Annotated in this window: 17 protein-coding genes; 9 read left to right on the top strand and 8 right to left on the bottom strand. The window is 34.9% G+C overall.

What is annotated here, in order from left to right; all coding sequences use genetic code 11:
- The first annotated feature begins 16 nt into the window (after nt 1–16).
- Entirely contained in the window at nt 17–1,834 is a 1,818-nt protein-coding gene (locus G3A47_RS03450; protein WP_166920436.1) for a zinc-dependent metalloprotease, read from the top strand.
- A 290-nt stretch (nt 1,835–2,124) separates the two neighbouring features.
- Here the strand turns inward: G3A47_RS03450 and G3A47_RS03445 are convergent, their stop codons facing one another.
- The 3 genes from G3A47_RS03445 to G3A47_RS03435 form a co-directional block, all read right to left on the bottom strand.
- Nucleotides 2,125–2,766: an O-methyltransferase gene (locus G3A47_RS03445; protein ID WP_166920434.1), complete on the bottom strand. Its 642-nt coding sequence runs from the start codon at nt 2,764–2,766 to the stop codon at nt 2,125–2,127.
- Between the two features lie 114 nt (nt 2,767–2,880).
- Nucleotides 2,881–3,246, bottom strand: a complete 366-nt coding sequence (locus G3A47_RS03440) for a hypothetical protein (protein ID WP_166920432.1) — start codon at nt 3,244–3,246, stop codon at nt 2,881–2,883.
- Between the two features lie 254 nt (nt 3,247–3,500).
- Nucleotides 3,501–4,103: a YceI family protein gene (locus G3A47_RS03435; RefSeq protein ID WP_166920431.1), complete on the bottom strand. Its 603-nt coding sequence runs from the start codon at nt 4,101–4,103 to the stop codon at nt 3,501–3,503.
- 241 nt (nt 4,104–4,344) lie between these two features.
- On the opposite strand from G3A47_RS03435, the gene rlmN reads away from it, so the two are divergent.
- On the top strand, nt 4,345–5,388 hold the full coding sequence (gene rlmN / locus G3A47_RS03430) for a 23S rRNA (adenine(2503)-C(2))-methyltransferase RlmN (protein ID WP_166920429.1): 1,044 nt from the start codon (nt 4,345–4,347) through the stop codon (nt 5,386–5,388).
- 624 nt (nt 5,389–6,012) lie between these two features.
- On the top strand, nt 6,013–6,990 hold the full coding sequence (locus G3A47_RS03425; protein WP_166920427.1) for a polyprenyl synthetase family protein: 978 nt from the start codon (nt 6,013–6,015) through the stop codon (nt 6,988–6,990).
- A 113-nt stretch (nt 6,991–7,103) separates the two neighbouring features.
- Here the strand turns inward: G3A47_RS03425 and G3A47_RS03420 are convergent, their stop codons facing one another.
- Entirely contained in the window at nt 7,104–7,628 is a 525-nt protein-coding gene (locus tag G3A47_RS03420; protein WP_166921008.1) for a GNAT family N-acetyltransferase, read from the bottom strand.
- A 324-nt stretch (nt 7,629–7,952) separates the two neighbouring features.
- Here G3A47_RS03420 and G3A47_RS03415 point away from each other — a divergent pair, with 324 nt between their 5' ends.
- The 4 genes from G3A47_RS03415 (at nt 7,953) to dnaG (ending at nt 12,481) form a co-directional block, all read left to right on the top strand.
- A complete protein-coding gene (locus G3A47_RS03415; protein ID WP_166920426.1) occupies nt 7,953–8,513 on the top strand; it encodes an RNA polymerase sigma factor in 561 nt (186 codons plus the stop codon).
- Nucleotides 8,500–9,198 carry a hypothetical protein gene (locus G3A47_RS03410; protein ID WP_166920424.1) on the top strand — a complete coding sequence of 233 codons (699 nt, stop codon included), beginning with the start codon at nt 8,500–8,502 and terminating at the stop codon, nt 9,196–9,198. Before G3A47_RS03415 ends, G3A47_RS03410 begins: the two co-directional genes overlap by 14 nt.
- Nucleotides 9,199–9,286: 88 nt before the next feature.
- Nucleotides 9,287–10,318 carry a porin family protein gene (locus tag G3A47_RS03405; protein ID WP_166920422.1) on the top strand — a complete coding sequence of 344 codons (1,032 nt, stop codon included), beginning with the start codon at nt 9,287–9,289 and terminating at the stop codon, nt 10,316–10,318.
- 126 nt (nt 10,319–10,444) lie between these two features.
- Complete coding sequence (gene dnaG, locus G3A47_RS03400) at nt 10,445–12,481, top strand: DNA primase (protein ID WP_166920420.1); 2,037 nt, start codon at nt 10,445–10,447, stop codon at nt 12,479–12,481.
- On the opposite strand, the gene G3A47_RS03395 is transcribed toward dnaG, so the two are convergent.
- Together G3A47_RS03395 and nadE are read right to left on the bottom strand one after the other, a co-directional pair.
- Entirely contained in the window at nt 12,478–13,107 is a 630-nt protein-coding gene (locus G3A47_RS03395; RefSeq protein WP_057123745.1) for a response regulator transcription factor, read from the bottom strand. The two genes, dnaG and G3A47_RS03395, sit on opposite strands and share 4 nt — an antisense overlap.
- Before the next feature lie 92 nt (nt 13,108–13,199).
- Nucleotides 13,200–14,006, bottom strand: coding sequence for an NAD(+) synthase (nadE, locus tag G3A47_RS03390; RefSeq protein WP_166920418.1), 807 nt, complete (start codon nt 14,004–14,006; stop codon nt 13,200–13,202).
- A gap of 99 nt (nt 14,007–14,105) precedes the next feature.
- On the opposite strand from nadE, the gene gldB reads away from it, so the two are divergent.
- Entirely contained in the window at nt 14,106–15,062 is a 957-nt protein-coding gene (gene gldB / locus G3A47_RS03385; protein WP_166920416.1) for a gliding motility lipoprotein GldB, read from the top strand.
- Nucleotides 15,062–15,397, top strand: a complete 336-nt coding sequence (gldC, locus tag G3A47_RS03380; protein ID WP_166920415.1) for a gliding motility protein GldC — start codon at nt 15,062–15,064, stop codon at nt 15,395–15,397. The genes gldB and gldC overlap by 1 nt, the downstream gene beginning before the upstream one ends.
- 1,167 nt (nt 15,398–16,564) lie before the next feature.
- Here gldC and yihA read toward each other — a convergent pair.
- Together yihA and G3A47_RS03370 are read right to left on the bottom strand one after the other, a co-directional pair.
- Nucleotides 16,565–17,197: a ribosome biogenesis GTP-binding protein YihA/YsxC gene (gene yihA / locus G3A47_RS03375; protein ID WP_166920413.1), complete on the bottom strand. Its 633-nt coding sequence runs from the start codon at nt 17,195–17,197 to the stop codon at nt 16,565–16,567.
- A gap of 43 nt (nt 17,198–17,240) precedes the next feature.
- Complete coding sequence (locus G3A47_RS03370; RefSeq protein ID WP_166920411.1) at nt 17,241–18,005, bottom strand: alpha/beta fold hydrolase; 765 nt, start codon at nt 18,003–18,005, stop codon at nt 17,241–17,243.
- Between the last annotated feature and the right edge of the window lie 113 nt (nt 18,006–18,118).

The following is an 18,118-nucleotide window of genomic DNA, read 5'->3' as shown; positions in this document are numbered from 1 at the left end:
TAATCAATCATAAATTATGGCAAGAAAGGTTTTTATATTGATATATTGTTTTTGCAGTAGTGTATATGCGCAACGCATAGAAGGCAGTGGTGTTGTCAGTTATCCGGGAAACGATATTAAAGTAGTCGGAGAGAAGATTTTCTGGTCTGCAAATCCTATGACAGACAATAGTAATGATACTGATCTATCGACAGTATATTACAAAGGACTTTATAGTTGGAAAAACAGTTATGAGAGCGGCATTAAGGGAATCATAGATAAATCAGGAGGTTACATCAAAATTGAAGTTTTTGCCTATGACGGTAAACGTCTGAACGGATTACAGTCAGTGAGGGTTGATCGTGAAACATGGCAGCCCAGAGTCATCTATGAAGTCGAGATTACGCAAAGTTCACCAGACTCGTTTTCAAAAAGCGTAAGAGATTTGGCTTTCTATTACTACAATGAGGGGGAATTAAAGAATTTTATAATTCCTTCCGATGATATCAAAACAATGGGAGCCAGATCGATGAATGCGTTTACATTGAATTGCGGAGGCTGGGCCTGGACCTGGCTCCAGTCTTGGGGTCTTGCAAGTTCATCCTGTTCTCAGGAAATAGACAAGGATATATTGGTTAATGCAGAGCATCATCCTGTTGTGGTGAAAATTACAATGAAAGATGCTACTTTGATAGATTTACGAGTACCTGCACTGGACGAAAACAGTAACCTGAAAAAAATAGCAAGACAACAGTATGATTATTTGATTATCAATAAAGTAAATGTTCAGGTTTATGAAGCACCGGAACATAATAAGCCGGTTAGTTTTTACGAAGATCTGATAACAAAATCATTTGATTGGACAAATAAGATATATACCGCCAAGACTGGTAGAACTTTATCGGAAGGGGCGCTAAATGCAGGTACAAAAATTGGTAATCCCAGAGTAGTTTTCAGAGATATTAATGTTACTATTCGCAAAGGATCAAAAGGGACATATGACTTTAGTAAAATATCTAATTATGGCAAAGATGATGATGTTGATTTTTCGGATGTAAATAAGAATGAAGTGCTTATTAAATATGTATCGGCTATTACGACTGGGTCTGGCAAAGATATTGGAGGTGTAATGCTTGGCAGAAATTTTGAAATTAATGATATGATGACTATTATGAAGAAGATGATGATAGTACCTTATAGTGAGTCTGCTTTTGTTCTGGCTGATGGTATGGTATCCACTAATGCACATGAGTTGGGGCATTATTTTGGCCTGGATCACACTTTTTTAGGTGGTTGTACAGGTTCGAACGATAGAATTAGCGATACTCCCCCGGCGGCCTTGGCGCCGCCTGGGGAAACGGTTGATATACCAGATTATAAAGATTGTAATGCTCCTATTCAGTGTAATGGGGTGAGAAGACAAATAGAGAATATAATGGATGTTAATATAAGTTGCCAATTTATGTTTACCCCGGGTCAGGCCAGAGTAATTAGAAATACAATCAAAACTGATTTTGAAGATTTATATACCATTCAAACGTTAACAGATGACAAAATTGATATAGTACCCAACGTCACGGTGGAAGATTTGAGGCTACTTAAAAGAGAGCTTAGGAGCATCGCTGTTGGAGAAGAGCCGGAAAAGTCTCAAAGTATTAGTATATATCCTAATCCTGTAAAAGAGATATTGAATGTTCACAATGTAGAAAACGAAGAATATAAAATTTTTAATATCAGTGGGCAGGAAAAGTTGTCCGGCATAACTCAAACCGGACAGATTAATGTTAGAACTTTACCTGATGGCATCTATGTTATAAGGATCAAAAACATTGCTGATCGATTTATTAAAGAATGATGAAAATAATGAGGTGATCTTAATAAAAGATCACCTTATTATTTTTTAATGATGGGGTTGTTAATAATTTAAATGTAGTATTACTTGAAATGCGAAAAAAATAGCAGACCGGACTAACGTTAATTTGTCTGGGACAGGTAATTATGAGCAGTGTTCATAATACAATATATGTAATTGCTCTTTCGCCGAAATGATACATACTAGTAAAGTAAAAAGAGGTAAAGACTTCTGCTTATTTTCGATCGGAAGAAAATTTAGAATCTTAGTGGCTCAGAGCCTTAGCGCCTTTTTTATAATACTCTGCTAACGGTAAGGCCATCACGAATAGGCAGTAAAACCGTTTCTACTCTCGAATCGTTTTTTAGTAGTGTATTGTATTCTAAAAGAACTTTTGTACTAATGTCGTTCGGATGCAGTGGTTCAAGGACTTTTCCGCTCCATAATACATTGTCAGATAAAATAATACCGCCTTTATTCATTTTTGGAACAATCATTTCCCAATAATTCAGGTAATTTTCTTTGTCTGCATCTATAAAAACCAAATCAAATTTAATATCCAAAGTGGGGATAATAGAAACGGCTTCTCCCAAATGTTGAAAAATTTGTGCTCCCCAAGGCGATGCATCAAAATATTTCCTTTGAAAATCAATTAATTCCTCTTTAATATCAATCGTATGCAGTTGTCCGTTTTCCTGCATTCCTTCACATAAACATAAGGCAGCATAACCGGTGTAAGTTCCAATTTCAAGAATGTTTACCGGGCGAATCAATTTAGACAACATGCTTAGAACACGACCTTGAAAATGTCCGCTCAACATTCGCGGCAAAAGTATTTTCTGGTAGGTTTCCTTGTTTAATTTCGCTAATAATTCCGGTTCGTTTTCAGAATGTTGTTCGATGTAATCCTCTAATTCCTGTGATATAAAATGCATATGATGATGTTCTAAGGTTGAAGCACAAAAATACAAAAAAAATTGAGTCACTTTTTCGCATAAAAAAACCATTCGTTGTTGCGAATGGCTTTTAGTAATGAATTTAAAGAGCTGTTATTTTTTTAGAGCAGCATCTACCTCTTTGGCTGTTTTTACAGTCCCGTCTTTGGCTGCTTTTGCAGCGGCTTCTACTTTTTCAGCTCCTTTTTTAGTAGCATCTTTTACGTCTTCAGCTGCTTTTTTGGTAGCGTCTTTTACATCTTCAGTTGCTTTTTTGGTGGCATCTTTTACGTCCTGAGCAGCATCTTCTGTTTTGCTGACAGCGCTGTCTTTCACTTCTTCAAGATCAGTTGTTAACGAATCTACCTTGTTTCCAAGTGTTAATTCTTCTTCAGGTTTGGTTTCTTTTTTGTCTCCGCAAGATTGTACAGCAAATGCTAATAATGCAATAACAGCTAAACTTAAAATTTGTTTTTTCATGATCAATTCGTTTTTTTAAATGGATAAATTATAAAGATTATAAAGCCGAAAAATAAAAGTACAAATTTTAAAATAATTGAGCTCTTTGTACGATTATCTTTCTTTTTAACTGCAAGACAATTCTTGTGCCAAAGTTTTAAATTTATTAAAAATTCTATAAAAGCTTTTTTTGATGAGTAATAATTGATCCGCGGGCTAAACCTGATTATAATTGTATGTTTTACTTGTGCTGCATGCTGTAAACGTTTTTGTAGTTATTTTGTTTGTGTCAAATAACCGGATGTAGTCAAATGACCTTCCTGGCTTAGCGTAATACGGAACATTATGGTTACATTTTTTCCTGCTTTAACAATTCCTAGTGCAGCTTGTGGAGGAGCCATTTCAAAATCGGCAAAACTAATTTGGTTAGATCCTTGTAAAGTAATATTTCCATTATTGCTTGTTGTACTTATCTGGGTTTTATAGTCTCTACTCACGCCAGCAATGGTATAAGTTCCAATTAATTCCCAGCTTGCTTCGCCTATTTGATTTGCTGACTTTAATACATATCTGATATTTTTGTATGTTTTGGTGTCTAAGGTTTCATAGGCGATTTCATCCATACTTGTCTTAGGGCTTTTTAGACTCTCGGCAGCTACGGTAATGACTATGTTGTTAATGTCGGTTAGTTTAGAATCCTTAACGGTTAAGTTTACGATACCGCTTCCTTGTGTAGATTTCATTACCCAATCGTGCACGGTTGAAGTTCCGGCAACTTCAAAAGAAGATTTTAGTATAGTATAGTTTTTCTGTGCATTAAGCTGTAATGATACTGTTGTAAAAAGTACTGTCAATAAAATTGATTTAATTGTTTCCATTTTTATAATGTATTGGTTAATCTTTGTGAATAAGGAAATCAACAATTTGATTTGGTTTTGCAGAATCAAAAGCTGCCCTTATTTCTTTGATCAAATGTATTGGGAAAGCATAAAAACGGGCATGATAAAAGTCATGGTTAAAACAGTATTAAAGTCATATAATAAACTCAGGCTGCTAGTTGTGAAATGTAAAATGTGAAATGTAAAATGTAAAATGAAAAAAAGTGCTTAAATTTGCACCATGCAAATCGAGAAAAAAGACATACGAGCCTTATCAAAAGAGCAATTACGGGATTTTTTTGTCGCTAATAATGACAAAGCTTTCCGTGGCAACCAGGTCTATGAATGGTTATGGAGCAAAGGAGCACACAGTTTTGAGGATATGACCAATGTGGCAAAACCCACAAGGGCAATGTTGGAGAATAATTTTGTGATCAACCACATTAAGGTAGATACCATGCAACGCAGTAGCGACGGAACCGTAAAAAATGCAGTTCGTTTACACGATGGCTTGGTGGTAGAATCGGTTTTGATTCCTACCGAAACCCGAACAACAGCCTGTGTCTCGAGCCAGGTGGGTTGCAGTTTAGATTGCAATTTTTGTGCTACAGCAAGATTAAAAAGAATGCGAAATCTGGAACCGGGAGAAATCTACGATCAGGTTTTGGCTATCGATAAAGAAAGTCGTTTGTATTACAATCATCCCCTGTCGAATATTGTCTTTATGGGAATGGGAGAGCCTTTAATGAATTACAACAATGTCATTAAAGCAATCGATATGATTACTTCTACAGAAGGTCTGGGAATGTCGCCAAAACGTATCATGGTTTCGACATCCGGAATCCCGAAAATGATTAAAAAAATGGCCGATGACGATGTGAAATTCAAATTAGCAGTTTCCTTGCACTCCGCTATTGATGAAATTCGCGCCAAAATCATGCCTTTTAGTAAAAATTTCCCTCTGGCAGATTTGCGTGAAGCTTTAGAATATTGGTACAGAAAGACCAAAAGCAAAATTTCGTACGAATATGTCGTTTGGAAAGGAATCAACGACAACAAAGCCTCAGTTGATGCCTTGGTTAAGTTTTGTAAATATGTGCCGTGTAAGGTAAATTTAATTGAATATAATCCAATAGACGATGGAGAATTTCAACAGGCTTCAGAAGAATCTATAGTAGCTTATATAAAAGCATTGGAGAATATCGGAGTAGTAGTAAAAGTACGTCGAAGCAGAGGAAAAGATATTGATGCCGCCTGCGGACAATTGGCCAATAAAGAAGGATAGTTTTTTAGCGATATAAAATAAAAGCATTAAAGACGAGATTCAGATCTGTTTTTAATGCTTTTTTTGGGCAAAAAGGTTTTGATTTTACTATGGGGGAATTCAGACAGATTAATAATCTGTGCTCAAAAGGTATTCCGAATACAGAATGTTGTCGGGTTTACTTTTGTGAATTCTAAAAGTAGTATATAAAATGTTGATATACAAGTTTTAAGTATAGTGCGTTTTTTATTTAAATAAGCTGTTAAGGGAAATCACTTCCCTAATTCTCTTCGCTTGGGTCGTAAAGATTAGACTTAACATATAGAACTGTTGATTTTATTTATACAAAGAGTGTAAAAAAGAAACACATTTCTATCGCATAGCTAAACTATGAACCAGTACACGATTATTGAATTAGAAAAAAAATCCCTTAAATCAGTACAATCAGGGGCAATTTTTTTAGCCACAGATTAAAAGAATTAAAGTGATTGTTTCTTAGTATAAAAAATAATTCGTGAAAATTCGTGCAATTGCTTCACCTGTTCGCTATCGCTCGAGTTGTGGCAAGCTTTGTTTTCAAAATATATCTATGTGTTAAAAAATAATTGCAACCAACGGGTTTAAAATAGTATATTTGGAATCGAAATGAATATTACTTCTCAAATAAAACAGCCCATTTTTAACGAGATGGAACTTTTTGAAAAAAAGTTCCATGAATCGATGACTTCAAAGGTCGCATTACTGAACCGTATTACGTATTATATCGTAAACCGCAAAGGAAAGCAAATGCGCCCTATGTTTGTTTTTCTGACCGCAAAAATGGTTTCCGGAGGTACCGTAAACGAGAGAACGTATCGCGGAGCATCGGTAATAGAACTTATTCATACAGCGACTTTGGTACATGATGATGTGGTGGATGACAGTAATCGCCGTCGTGGATTTTTCTCTATCAATGCGCTTTGGAAAAACAAAATTGCTGTTTTAGTGGGGGATTATTTACTCTCAAAAGGATTACTGCTTTCTATTGATCATGGTGATTTTGATTTACTTCGAATTATTTCTGTTGCGGTTCGCGAAATGAGTGAAGGAGAATTACTTCAAATCGAAAAAGCCCGAAGACTCGATATTACCGAAGATGTTTATTACGAAATTATCCGAAAGAAGACCGCAACACTTATTGCAGCTTGTTGTGCTCTTGGTGCAAAATCGGTAATTGAAGACGATGTCCAGGTAGAAAATATGCGCAAGTTTGGGGAGCTTATCGGTATGGCTTTTCAAATCAAAGACGATTTATTTGATTATAGCGAAGAAGCTATCGGAAAACCTACCGGAATTGATATTAAAGAACAAAAAATGACCTTGCCTTTAATTCATGTGCTAAATAATTGTACACCGCAGGAAAAAAAGTGGGTGATAAACTCAATCAAAAACCACAACAAAGATAAAAAACGCGTTAAGGAAGTAATTGCTTTTGTAAAAGAGCATAATGGGTTGGCTTACGCCGAAAACAAAATGGTCGAATTTCAACAGGAAGCATTGGCATTACTCCAAAATTTTGAAGACTCCGAATACAAAGCCGCTTTGACTTTGATGGTGAATTATGTTATTGAGAGAAAGAAATAAGTTTTTTAATTAGATAATTGTTTCTGTAATTACTTTTTTAGACTTACATCTCACATCTCACATTTCACACCCTACAACCGATACCTTGAATTAATCAGATAATTGTTCTGTAGTTATTTTTTTAAATTTAATTTCATCATAATATCTGTTTGCTCATCATTTCCTAAAACAAAAAGATGTTTGTCAAATGCTATAAAACCATTTTTGGTATAGAAGCTAAGCGCTCTTTTGTTTTCTTCCCAAACCCCCAACCAGATATAATCGACTTCTTTTTGTTTTGCGATTTCAATAGCTTTCTCATATAATAGTTGTCCCACACTTTGTCCGTGAAATTCTTTCGTCACATAAATTCTTTCAATTTCTAACGCTTTAGAATCTTTTAACTCGGTCTGAGATTCGCCAAAGTTTAGTTTTAAATAACCAATTACAGTACCGTCAAGAATAGCGAAATAAAATTCAGAATCTTTGTTGTTCAATTCGTCGGTTAATTTCTCTATTGAAAAATGTTCCTCTAAATATTTAGTCATGTCTTCTTCAGAGTTGTCTCCGGAAAAGGTTTCAGAAAAAGTTTGTTTTCCAATTTTCTGTAATGGATCAATATCGTCCAGTGTTACTTTTTGAATGGTACTATTTTTCATAGGATCTAGAAGTATTTCTTTTTGAAGATTAACAAACGTTCTCATCTTTTACAGAAGAAGAGTGAGGATTTTACTCAAAAATACCAAATTATGAAGTAGTTTACAATTCTAAGACTAACTTTGGGAGTGAATTATGGTAGTAAAGAAAAAAAAATTAGATTTTTTTATAATGCTTATTCCTTTGAAAATAAGCAATATAAGGTTAGAATTTGAGATTTAAACAATTTGGAATTTAATTTTTTTTACCTCTGTGCAACCATTTTACAACTTCAGTCGTCTATGCTAATAGAAGACTATTTCAAAACAAAACCGGAACGCTTATAAATGAAAATTATTCAGTTACATCAGGAAGAAACCAAAATCATAAAGTTGGCTGTCGAAAATAATCGACAAGCACAGCAGCAGATTTACAGTCGGTTTTCTCCAAAAATGCTAAGTGTCTGCAGACAATATATAAAAGACATTCAGTTGGCAGAAGATGTAATGATTACCGCTTTTATGAAAGTGTTTACCAATCTGAACAAATTTGAGCACAAAGGAAGTTTTGAAGGCTGGATTCGCCGGATTATGGTCAACGAATGTATTTCGTATTTAAGAGTTCAGAAAAAAGTAAAATTTGTTGAGGACGAAATTTATGTGGAAGAAAGTTTTAATGCCATAGACAGTCAGTTTTCAATAGATCAGATCCAGTTTTTAATAGACGCTTTACCGGATGGTTATAAAATGGTTTTCAATTTATATGCAATCGAAGGGTACAAACACCATGAAATTGCGAAGATGTTAGGGATTAATGAAGGGACATCGAAATCGCAATTATCGCATGCCAGAAAAATGCTGCAAACACAAATTAAGAAAGTAAAAAAACAAGACAATGGAACCGAATAATTTTGAAAAGGATTTCCGTGAGAAACTAAATCAACGCAAAATTGAACCAAGCGACAAAGCCTGGGATCGATTGGATGCGATGTTGAGTGTGGCTGAAGAAAAGAAATCAGTAAAGAAAAACAGAAAAGGACTGTATGTTGCAGCAAGTGTTGTTGGATTTCTTTTGGTGGGAATGTTCTTTTTTAATCAAAAGACAATTAAAACGCCAAAAACAGTAGTTGTCGAAAAAGAAATTAAAAAGGATTCGATTGATAAGTCTGTTCCAAATACTGTCGAGCCATTAAAAACAGAAGCGGTTGTTGCTGAAGAAACTCAGAAAGAAACGGTAAATAAAGAAGAAAAAGAGCAAAATCAAATTTCAAATAAAACCATTAAAAAGGAGTCAAATCAAATAGCGGAGTCTTCAATCATCAATCAACAATCAGAATCAATCAATCATCAAAGATTTGCTAAAGAAATGCCGAAAGGACAAACGGCAGAAGAGCTGTTAATTTCTGCAGAAAAAACAGTTGTTGCCGAGAATTCAACTAAACCAAAAGCCAAAATAAAAATCAATGCAGATGATTTACTTCATCAGGTCGATGGTGAATTGGAACTTTCGTTTAGAGAAAAAGTAATTACGAAAGTGAATAAAAACTATCAAACTGTAAAAGTGGCTTTGGCAAATCGAAATCAACAGGAATAAACAAATCATCTTACGATTGCTTTGCCCTAACTGGCGGAGCGATCAACAATCATCAATCAAAAATCAATCAATCACTAAAAAAACAATCATGAAAAATTTTACCCTTTACCTCGTTATCCTGGTTTTCTTATTCGTAAGTAAAGTACTGGGGCAGGAGACTTTTGAGTCTAAAGCGGCAAGTATTGCCAGAAAAATAGAAAAGATTACCAAAGAACAAAAGGCACTTCTAAAAGAAGAAGTTGAAGTTGTAAACGTTCAGTTGTCTGAAGGGAAGATCACACAGGAACAGGCGGATAAGCGCAAAAAAGAATTGGCAGAAGCTAGAGCGGTTATCATTGAAGAAAAAGTGACTTTGGCGCAGAGTGAACTTAACGATTTAGTACAGCAAAAAGTAGACGGTAAAATCAAAGAGCAGGATTCGTCGCATATTTATGTGATTCGTTGGGATCCTAAAAAGAAGGATCGTGATTCGATTCGCGGTGAGAAAAGAACAACTTCTCAGTTTGTATTTGCGGCGGGTTTAAATAATATGATGGTTGACGGGAAGCTTCAGGATGATAAGTACAACTTTGGAGGCTCACATTTTTACGAATGGGGTTTTACTTATAACACAAGGCTAATGAAAAACGATAATTTATTGCATGCTAAATACGGTTTGTCTTTGATGTATAATAACATTCGTCCGACAAAGAATAATAGTTTTGTAGTAGACGGAGATCAGACTAATCTGGAAGTTAATGCGATAAATTTGAGAGAATCCCGTTTTAGAAATGTCTATATCGTTTTGCCGGTACATTTAGAATTTGATTTTAGCAGACCAAAAGTCAAAGATGGGAAAACCTATTTCAGAACCCACAAAAGTTTCCGATTTGGTGTTGGAGGTTACGCAGGAATTAATGTAAAATCGAAACAGATTCTAAAATTTGAGGAAGAAGATTTAAAATATAAAACGACTATAAAAGGAGATTATAATGTTAATAATTTTATTTACGGTTTAAGTTCTTACATCGGATATCGCGATATAAGTTTGTATCTGAAATACGATTTGAATCCTTTATTTAGAGACAATTTAGTGAAAGAGAATAATATCTCACTAGGATTACGTTTTGATTTGAATTAAGTATGTGATTAAGTTTCGTAATCGGAAAGCGCCTTAAAAGAGGCGCTTTTTTTATGGAAATTCCTCAAATTTAAAGATTGATTTATGTACTTTTACTGACTTCAAATTTTTAAAATATATTACGTTTTGATTTCACAAAATACAATTGATACTGTTTTTGAAACTGCTCGTGTAGAGGAGGTTATTGGCGATTTTGTTAATTTAAAACGGGCAGGAAGTAATTTTAAAGGACTGAGCCCTTTCTCAGATGAGCGCTCTCCGTCGTTTATGGTGTCGCCTGCAAAAGGAATCTGGAAAGATTTTAGTACCGGAAAAGGAGGGAATTCGGTTAAATTTCTGATGGAACATTCTCAGTTTACCTATCCGGAAGCTATTCGATATCTGGCCAGAAAGTACAATATAGAAATTGAAGAAACCGAGCAAAGTGATGCCGAAAAAGCAATTACGGATGTTCGTGAAAGCATGTATTTGGTTTCAGAATTTGCCAAAGGATATTTTCATAAAACACTTTTAAACTCAGAAGAAGGTAAAGCAATTGGACTTTCGTATTTTAAAGAAAGAGGTTTTACCGATGAAACGATCAAAAAGTTTAGTCTGGGCTATTCGCCGGAAACCTGGGATGCCTTGACCAAAGAAGCTTTGGGGAAAGGATACAAACTCGAATTTCTTGAGAGTACCGGTTTGACAATTCCGAGAGAAGATCGTCCATTTGATCGTTTTAAAGGGCGTGTAATGTTTCCTATTGAGAGCATGTCAGGGCGTGTTTTGGGTTTTGGCGGACGTATCTTAACCAACGATAAAAAAGCCGCTAAATATTTGAACTCACCGGAAAGTGATATTTACCATAAAAGTAAAGTCCTTTACGGAATTTTTCAGGCAAAGCAAGCTATAGCCAAACAAAACAATTGTTATTTGGTTGAAGGATATACAGATGTAATTCAGTTCAATCAGGCCGGAATCGAAAATGTTGTTGCTTCTTCGGGAACGGCTTTAACACCGGATCAGATTAGATTAATCAATCGTCTGACCAGAAATATTACGGTTCTTTTTGATGGAGATGCTGCCGGATTACGAGCTTCTATTCGTGGAATCGATTTGATTCTGGAAGAAGGAATGAATGTTAGGGTGTGTGGTTTTCCTGATGGGGAAGACCCGGACAGTTTTGCCAGAAAAAATTCGCATGCTGAGTTAGTGGCTTATTTAGAGGAAAACAGCAAAGATTTTATACAGTTTAAGGCATCGCTTCTGATGAAAGATGCTAAAAACGATCCTATAAAAAAAGCCGATTTGATTCGGGATATGGTGACTAGTATTTCTAAAATTCCGGATCGTATTCAGCGTGAAGTTTATACGCAGGAATGTGCCAGAATTATGGATATTTCGGAGCAGGTACTGGTGAGTACGCTTGCGCAGATTACTCAAAAAGAAATTTCGGATACCAATAAAAAACAAAAACAAGAGCAAAAAGCTTTTGAGGTTCATCGAAATGATTATCCGCCTGATGATCCCAGATATTACGACGATCCTACTTTTCCGGGAGATATGGAACAGCCGCCATCTCTATCCTCCGGTAAAGTCGATATTTTGTATCGTTTAGAGCGAAAAGTAATTGAAATCCTGTTGCTTTACGGAGATAAAACGGAATTGTTTGAAGATGTTCACTTGAAAAGTAACGAGGAAGGTGAGATTGTAACGGTTTCTGAAAAGAGACAGTATAAGGTATTCGAGCGAATTTATCTGAGTCTGCAGGAAGATGAGGTAGAGCTTTCGAATGTGTTATTCCAAAATATTTTTACTGACCTGATTGCTTTTTACAATCAGAACGATAAGTTTAGTTTAGAGCAATATTTAATGCGATTAAAACCCGAATTTGCACAGGAAGTAACAGATATTCTGATGGAAGACGAAAAAGTAACGTTGCACAATTGGGAGGGGCAGAATATTTTTGCCAAAGAGAAACAAGCCAGTATCGAGCAATATGTTACGGAAACGATCATGTCAATGAGATGGTATCTGGTTGATCGTATTATCGAAGAATTAAAAAGCTCTATACGACCTGAAAATTCAGATAATACAGAGCTTTTGTCAGCGATCGTTGATTACTCAAAATTAGTTCATTCTTTTTCGAAAAAATTGGGAAGAGTAATGTCGCGATACCATTAAATGATTTCTAAAGTCTTAGCCTTATTGACTAAGTCAACCAGATTAGTGACATTTAATTTTGTCAATAATCTCAGTTTGTAAGTACTGATCGTTTTTTCGTTCAGATTTAAGATTTTAGAGATTTCATTGTTTTTCTTACCATCACTTAAGTAACGTAAAACCTCAATTTCACGATTCGAAAGTTTTCTGTAAAGACGTTCGCTTTTGCTTTGTTTAGCAATAAGTGCCATGTTTTTGCGAACTGTTTCGTTGATAATAATTTTTCCTTCTTGTACTTTAATAATAGAAAGACCTAATGTTTCAAGTTTTTCTGTTTTGTGTACATAACCGGAAACTCCTGCTTTAATAGCATTTGGAGCATACATTTGTTCAGCCAGATCGCTGAAAATCACAATTTTTGTCTTTGGGAAATTTTTCAGGATAGATTTTACCTCAAAGATGCTTGAAAGTCCTTCTAATTCTAAATCCAGAATTAGAATGTCAATCTCCTTCGTTTGAAGAATATCTCTAACCATTGAAAAATTGCCGACATTGGCAACAATTGAAATTTGATCGTGGTCTTTGAAATAAGACTTAACGCCAAAGTGCGTAACAGGATGATTGTCTGCTAGACATACTTTAATCATAATTTTACCTTTTTAGAATTGTTCATGTTTTTTGGAACGGTAAAATTAATAAATAAATTCTGTAATTAATTGATGCTAAATGTTAAAAAGTTTTATTTTAACGTTTTTGGCACTAAACAAACCGGAATTGGATCCATTTTATGCTTGTTGCTGGTGTTTAAACGTTTATAAATTTCAAACACGGTTTTTTCCCTCCCTGTGAAGTCAGCTGCCGTATTTCCTGACTCGGAGGCCAACATCGCCCATTCGAGTTCATCGTAACTGGCTCCTAATTGGTCTTCATCTGTTCTATTATCGCCAAATAATCCATCTGTTGGTGCAGCTGTTAAAATTGACTCCGGAATTGCTAAAAATGCTCCAAGAGCGTAAACATCAGACTTCATTAGGTCGGCAATTGGACTTAAATCGACTCCTCCATCGCCATATTTGGTATAAAATCCTACGCCAAAATCCTCTACTTTGTTTCCTGTTCCGGCAACTAAAAGTCCGTGAATTCCTGCTAAATAATACAGAGAGGTCATGCGCAAACGAGCACGTGTATTGGCTAATGATAAGTTTACTTTGGCTTCATCTTCTGTTTTAGGAACAGCATTTTTAAAAGATTCAAAAGCTGCTGTCAGATCTGTTTGGGTGCTGGAGACGTTTGGGAAACGTTTTTTTAATTGTTCAATATGCTCTCTTCCTCTTGAAACTTGACTCTCTGCCTGATGAATTGGCATTTCAACACATAAAACCTTCAAACCTGTCTGAGCACATAAGGTAGAAGTAACCGCAGAATCCACTCCACCGGAAATTCCAATTACAAATCCGTTTACTTTTGCTTTATTAGCGTAATCTTTTAGCCACTCTACAATATAAGTATTTACTTTTTCTGTCTGAATAGTGCTTTTTTTAGTCATAATTAGGTCAAGTTTTAAGATACAGGAGTATATTTGCAGCATTATTTTTAAGTATGAATAATGCTTGAAGTCCAGCAACACAAATCTAATTAAAATAAAATGAAAATTTATCGCTTTGTCCTACTTCTGTGCTTGTTTTTTTTGTCTTGTGATCAAAAAAGTAAAGTCGAAAAAGAAGTTGAAGAAATTCCTGTTGATATCAAAGTAGAGCGTTTTGATAAAGTATTTTTTGAAACCAAACCTGAGGATTTAGCTAAAGTAAAAAGACAGTATCCTTTCTTTTTTCCTCCCGGTAACGAAGATGCTGTATGGTTGAAAAAGATGCAGGATCCGATTTGGAGAGAAGTATATACGGAAGTGCAGAAAAAATACGCCAATTTTGAACCGGTACGAGAAGAGTTTAATGGTTTGTTTCAGCATATAAAGTATTATTTTCCTGAAGTCAAAACGCCTAAAGTAATCACTGTAATTGCAGAAATGGATTATACAGCCAAAGCAATTTATGCTGATAGTCTGGTTATAGTGTCTTTGGAGCTGTATTTGGGAAAAGAACATAAGTTTTATGAATTTCCAAATTATCTGAAACAGAATTTCGAAGAAAGACAAATTATGCCGGACGTGGTTTCCAGTTTTGCTTTCAGAAAAATTCCATCTTCACCGGATCGCAGTTTGCTTGCTCAGATGATTTTTGAAGGAAAACAACTGTATGCAAAAGATCTGCTTTTGCCAAACTACACAGATGCGGAAAAAATGGGGTATACACCCGAACAAATAAAATGGTGTGAAGAAAACGAAAGTTATATGTGGCGTTATTTTATAGAAAATGAAGTGCTCTACAGTGATGATCCGAAACTAAATACCCGTTTTATTGCACCGGCTCCGTTTTCAAAATTCTTTCTTGAAATCGATAATGATTCACCGGGAAGAGTGGGAGCCTGGATCGGCTGGCAAATGGTGCGTTCTTATATGAAAAACAATAAAACGACACTGCCGGAATTATTAAAAATAAATGCAAAAGAAATTTTCGAAAAGTCAAAATATAAACCTAAGAAATAATGTCAAATACAATAAACTCAGAAATTAAATTCAATATAGAATTAGACGAAAACCGTGTTCCGGAAAGATTAACATGGAGCGCTCAGGACGGTGGTGTTCAGGCAGAAGAAGCTAAAGCGATTATGTTGTCTATTTGGGACAGTAAGGCCAAAGAAACCATGCGAATCGATTTATGGACCAAAGATATGCCGGTTGATGAAATGAAAATTTTCTTTCACCAGACTTTGGTTGCTATGTCGGATACTTTTAAACGTGCTACAGATGACGAGAAAATGGCAGATACAATGAAAGATTTCTGTGATTATTTTGCAGAAAAACTGGATCTGACGAAATAAGGAAAGCTTAAAATTCCAAAATTTAAATCCCAAATTCCAATCCTAAAATTAAAATTTAAGGTTGGAATTTGGGATTTTTGCTTATTTGGAGTTTGTCCTTCGGCTTCGCTCAGGATGACATTGGTTGTTGATTTGGAATTTGTCCTTCGGCTTCGCTCAGGATGACATTGGTTGTTGATTTGGAGTTTGTCCTTCGGCTTCGCTCAGGATGACATTAGTTGTTGATTTGGAATTTGTCCTTCGGCTTCGCTCAGGATGACATCGGTTGTTGATTTGGAACTTGGAATTTGGGATTTGAAATTTGGAATTTTAATAGTAACTTTATAATATATTTAGTTTGCAGTTGGTATAGTTGATTAGTCAAAGAAAACTTTAAGAGTATGCTATTTCCATTTATTGTAAGCCTTGTAGGATTGTTTTTTTTATTGGTAAACAGTATTCTTTTTTACAGGACACGAAAGAATAAGGATGTGTTATATCGTATAATTACGTTTTATTTGATTCTTTTGTTTGTGCAGGAATTATGCTGTAATATTATTGGTTTTTCTGCCCCGGGATCTAATTTCTTTCTTTCTCACTATTATTTTATTTTTCAGTTTATTGGTTTAAGTATGTTTTTTTATACTTTATTCTCGAGTGTGATTTTAAAGAGAGTAATACTGTTTTTTCTGATAGTGGTTTTGATTTCGCTAAGTGTACAATATTATAAGAGGCCTGGTCTTTATTGGGAGTTTAATTTGTTTGAAATTGGTTCTACGTCACTATTGCTAATTATATATTCGCTAATTTTTCTCATTAAGAATTTTAAATCCGAAAGACATAATTATTTGTATTTCTGTAATGGACTGGTAATTTATCTGGCCAGTAGCCTGAGTATTTTTTTGAGTGGCAATACCGATTCCGTAATTTTTACCGAGCCATTTGTACTTGATTTGTGGTTCTTTAATTCTTTGTTTTATATTTTGTATCAGTTTTTAATATTTAAAGAATGGAGATCTTTAAATGATAAAATAAAAATCAAAGAAACAGAATCGCTTGATTCAATTGATGATCCCGAGGGGATTTGAGAGGAAGGGGAATAAATCCCAATACAAAAATTCCAAATTCCAATTTAAGGTTGGAATTTGGAATTTTTGTATTGGAATTTTCTAAAAGTGATTTGTAATTTTAAAAGGAATTCAAAAACCCGTTATTGCTTTTGAAAACTTCCTGATTTACTTCGTCTATATAAGATAAAAGTTCTTCTTTTCCGATAGCTTCTGTAGAAGAGGTCACAAAATACTGTGGCATTTCGGCCCAGTTGTTGGCGAACATTTGCTTTTTGTATGCGGCGACATGAGAATCAATTTTTACTTTACTGATTTTGTCTGCCTTGGTAAAGATGATGCAAAACGGAATTTCGCTTTCACCCATATAAGACATAAATTCAATATCGATGTTTTGAGCCTCATGGCGAATATCAATTAAAACAAAGGCACAAACCAGTTGTTCTCTCGTTTCAAAGTAGTCTGTTATAAATTGCTGAAAGACCGATTTTGTTTTTTTAGATACTTTAGCATAACCATAACCCGGTAAATCGACAAGGAACCAATTGTTGTTAATCTTAAAGTGATTAATTAATTGCGTTTTTCCCGGTCTTCCTGATGTTTTGGCTAAGTTTTTATGATTGGTAATCATGTTAATCAAAGATGATTTACCAACGTTTGATCTGCCGATAAAAGCATATTCCGGCAAAAAATCCTGAGGACATTTTGTAACATCAGAATTACTGACAATAAATTCGGCGGTATTAATTTTCATGTTGTTTGGTTTTAAAACCTCTTTTTAAGTCGAAAGTCGAGTGCTATAAATTCTTTTTTACAAGCCATTCTTCAAGAATTACATTAAATTCCTGAGGGTGTTCCATCATAGCGGCATGTCCACATTTGTCTATCCAATACAAGCTTGAATTAGGCAATAATTTGTCAAATTCTTCGGCTACATTTGGAGGTGTTACAGCGTCATTTTTACCCCAGATGATACAGGTTTCCGTAGTCATTTTTGGTAAATCTTTTGCCATATTATGACGAATGGCGCTTTTGGCAATGGTAAGCGTTTTGATCAGTTTGATGCGATCGTTTACGGTAGCATATACTTCATCAATTAACTCCGGCGTAGCTATTTTCGGGTCGTAAAATACATCTTCAGCTTTCTTTTTGATGTATTCGTAGTCGCCTCTTTTGGGGTAACTGTCGCCCATGGCACTTTCATAAAGTCCCGAACTTCCGGTAATTACAAGCCCTTTAACTTTTTCAGGATATAATTTGGTGTGGTAAAGTGCGATATGCCCTCCCAGCGAATTACCTAACAAGATAACTTCTTCAAAACCTTTAAAAGTAATAAAGTCTTTTACGTATTTCGCAAAACTTTTTACGTTGGTTTTTAAGATACTCTGCGTGTATATTGGCAAATCAGGGATAACAACTTTGTATCCTTTTGTTGGAAAATATTGCGCTACAGCATCAAAGTTACTTAGGCCTCCCATTAAACCATGTAAAATAACGATAGGAGTTCCTTCTCCAGCTTCATAATAGCTGTACTTGCCTTCTTTTTTGTAGTTTTTGTCCATTTAATCTAATGCCAATTTCAATTTGGACAAATATAGGGTTAAATAAATAAATATGGATTTTTGCCAGCCTTTTTTAACTAGATAATTTTTGTCGGATTATTAAGTGACTAAGA

The sequence above is a fragment of the Flavobacterium poyangense genome, from assembly GCF_011751075.1.
Lineage (GTDB): Bacteria > Bacteroidota > Bacteroidia > Flavobacteriales > Flavobacteriaceae > Flavobacterium > Flavobacterium poyangense.
The sequence above is the reverse complement of the archived record's forward strand: the minus strand, read 5'-3'. Positions and strand labels throughout refer to the sequence as shown.

Bases quoted from the DNA above. Each gene is read 5' to 3' on its own strand.
- G3A47_RS03450 (WP_166920436.1), top strand. From the start codon at position 17: ATGGCAAGAAAGGTTTTTATATTGATATATTGTTTTTGCAGTAGTGTA.
- G3A47_RS03445 (WP_166920434.1), bottom strand. From the start codon at position 2,766: ATGCATTTTATATCACAGGAATTAGAGGATTACATCGAACAACATTCT.
- G3A47_RS03440 (WP_166920432.1), bottom strand. From the start codon at position 3,246: ATGAAAAAACAAATTTTAAGTTTAGCTGTTATTGCATTATTAGCATTT.
- G3A47_RS03435 (WP_166920431.1), bottom strand. From the start codon at position 4,103: ATGGAAACAATTAAATCAATTTTATTGACAGTACTTTTTACAACAGTA.
- rlmN (WP_166920429.1), top strand. From the start codon at position 4,345: ATGCAAATCGAGAAAAAAGACATACGAGCCTTATCAAAAGAGCAATTA.
- G3A47_RS03425 (WP_166920427.1), top strand. From the start codon at position 6,013: ATGAATATTACTTCTCAAATAAAACAGCCCATTTTTAACGAGATGGAA.
- G3A47_RS03420 (WP_166921008.1), bottom strand. From the start codon at position 7,628: ATGAAAAATAGTACCATTCAAAAAGTAACACTGGACGATATTGATCCA.
- G3A47_RS03415 (WP_166920426.1), top strand. From the start codon at position 7,953: ATGAAAATTATTCAGTTACATCAGGAAGAAACCAAAATCATAAAGTTG.
- G3A47_RS03410 (WP_166920424.1), top strand. From the start codon at position 8,500: ATGGAACCGAATAATTTTGAAAAGGATTTCCGTGAGAAACTAAATCAA.
- G3A47_RS03405 (WP_166920422.1), top strand. From the start codon at position 9,287: ATGAAAAATTTTACCCTTTACCTCGTTATCCTGGTTTTCTTATTCGTA.
- G3A47_RS03395 (WP_057123745.1), bottom strand. From the start codon at position 13,107: ATGATTAAAGTATGTCTAGCAGACAATCATCCTGTTACGCACTTTGGC.
- nadE (WP_166920418.1), bottom strand. From the start codon at position 14,006: ATGACTAAAAAAAGCACTATTCAGACAGAAAAAGTAAATACTTATATT.
- gldB (WP_166920416.1), top strand. From the start codon at position 14,106: ATGAAAATTTATCGCTTTGTCCTACTTCTGTGCTTGTTTTTTTTGTCT.
- gldC (WP_166920415.1), top strand. From the start codon at position 15,062: ATGTCAAATACAATAAACTCAGAAATTAAATTCAATATAGAATTAGAC.
- yihA (WP_166920413.1), bottom strand. From the start codon at position 17,197: ATGAAAATTAATACCGCCGAATTTATTGTCAGTAATTCTGATGTTACA.
- G3A47_RS03370 (WP_166920411.1), bottom strand. From the start codon at position 18,005: ATGGACAAAAACTACAAAAAAGAAGGCAAGTACAGCTATTATGAAGCT.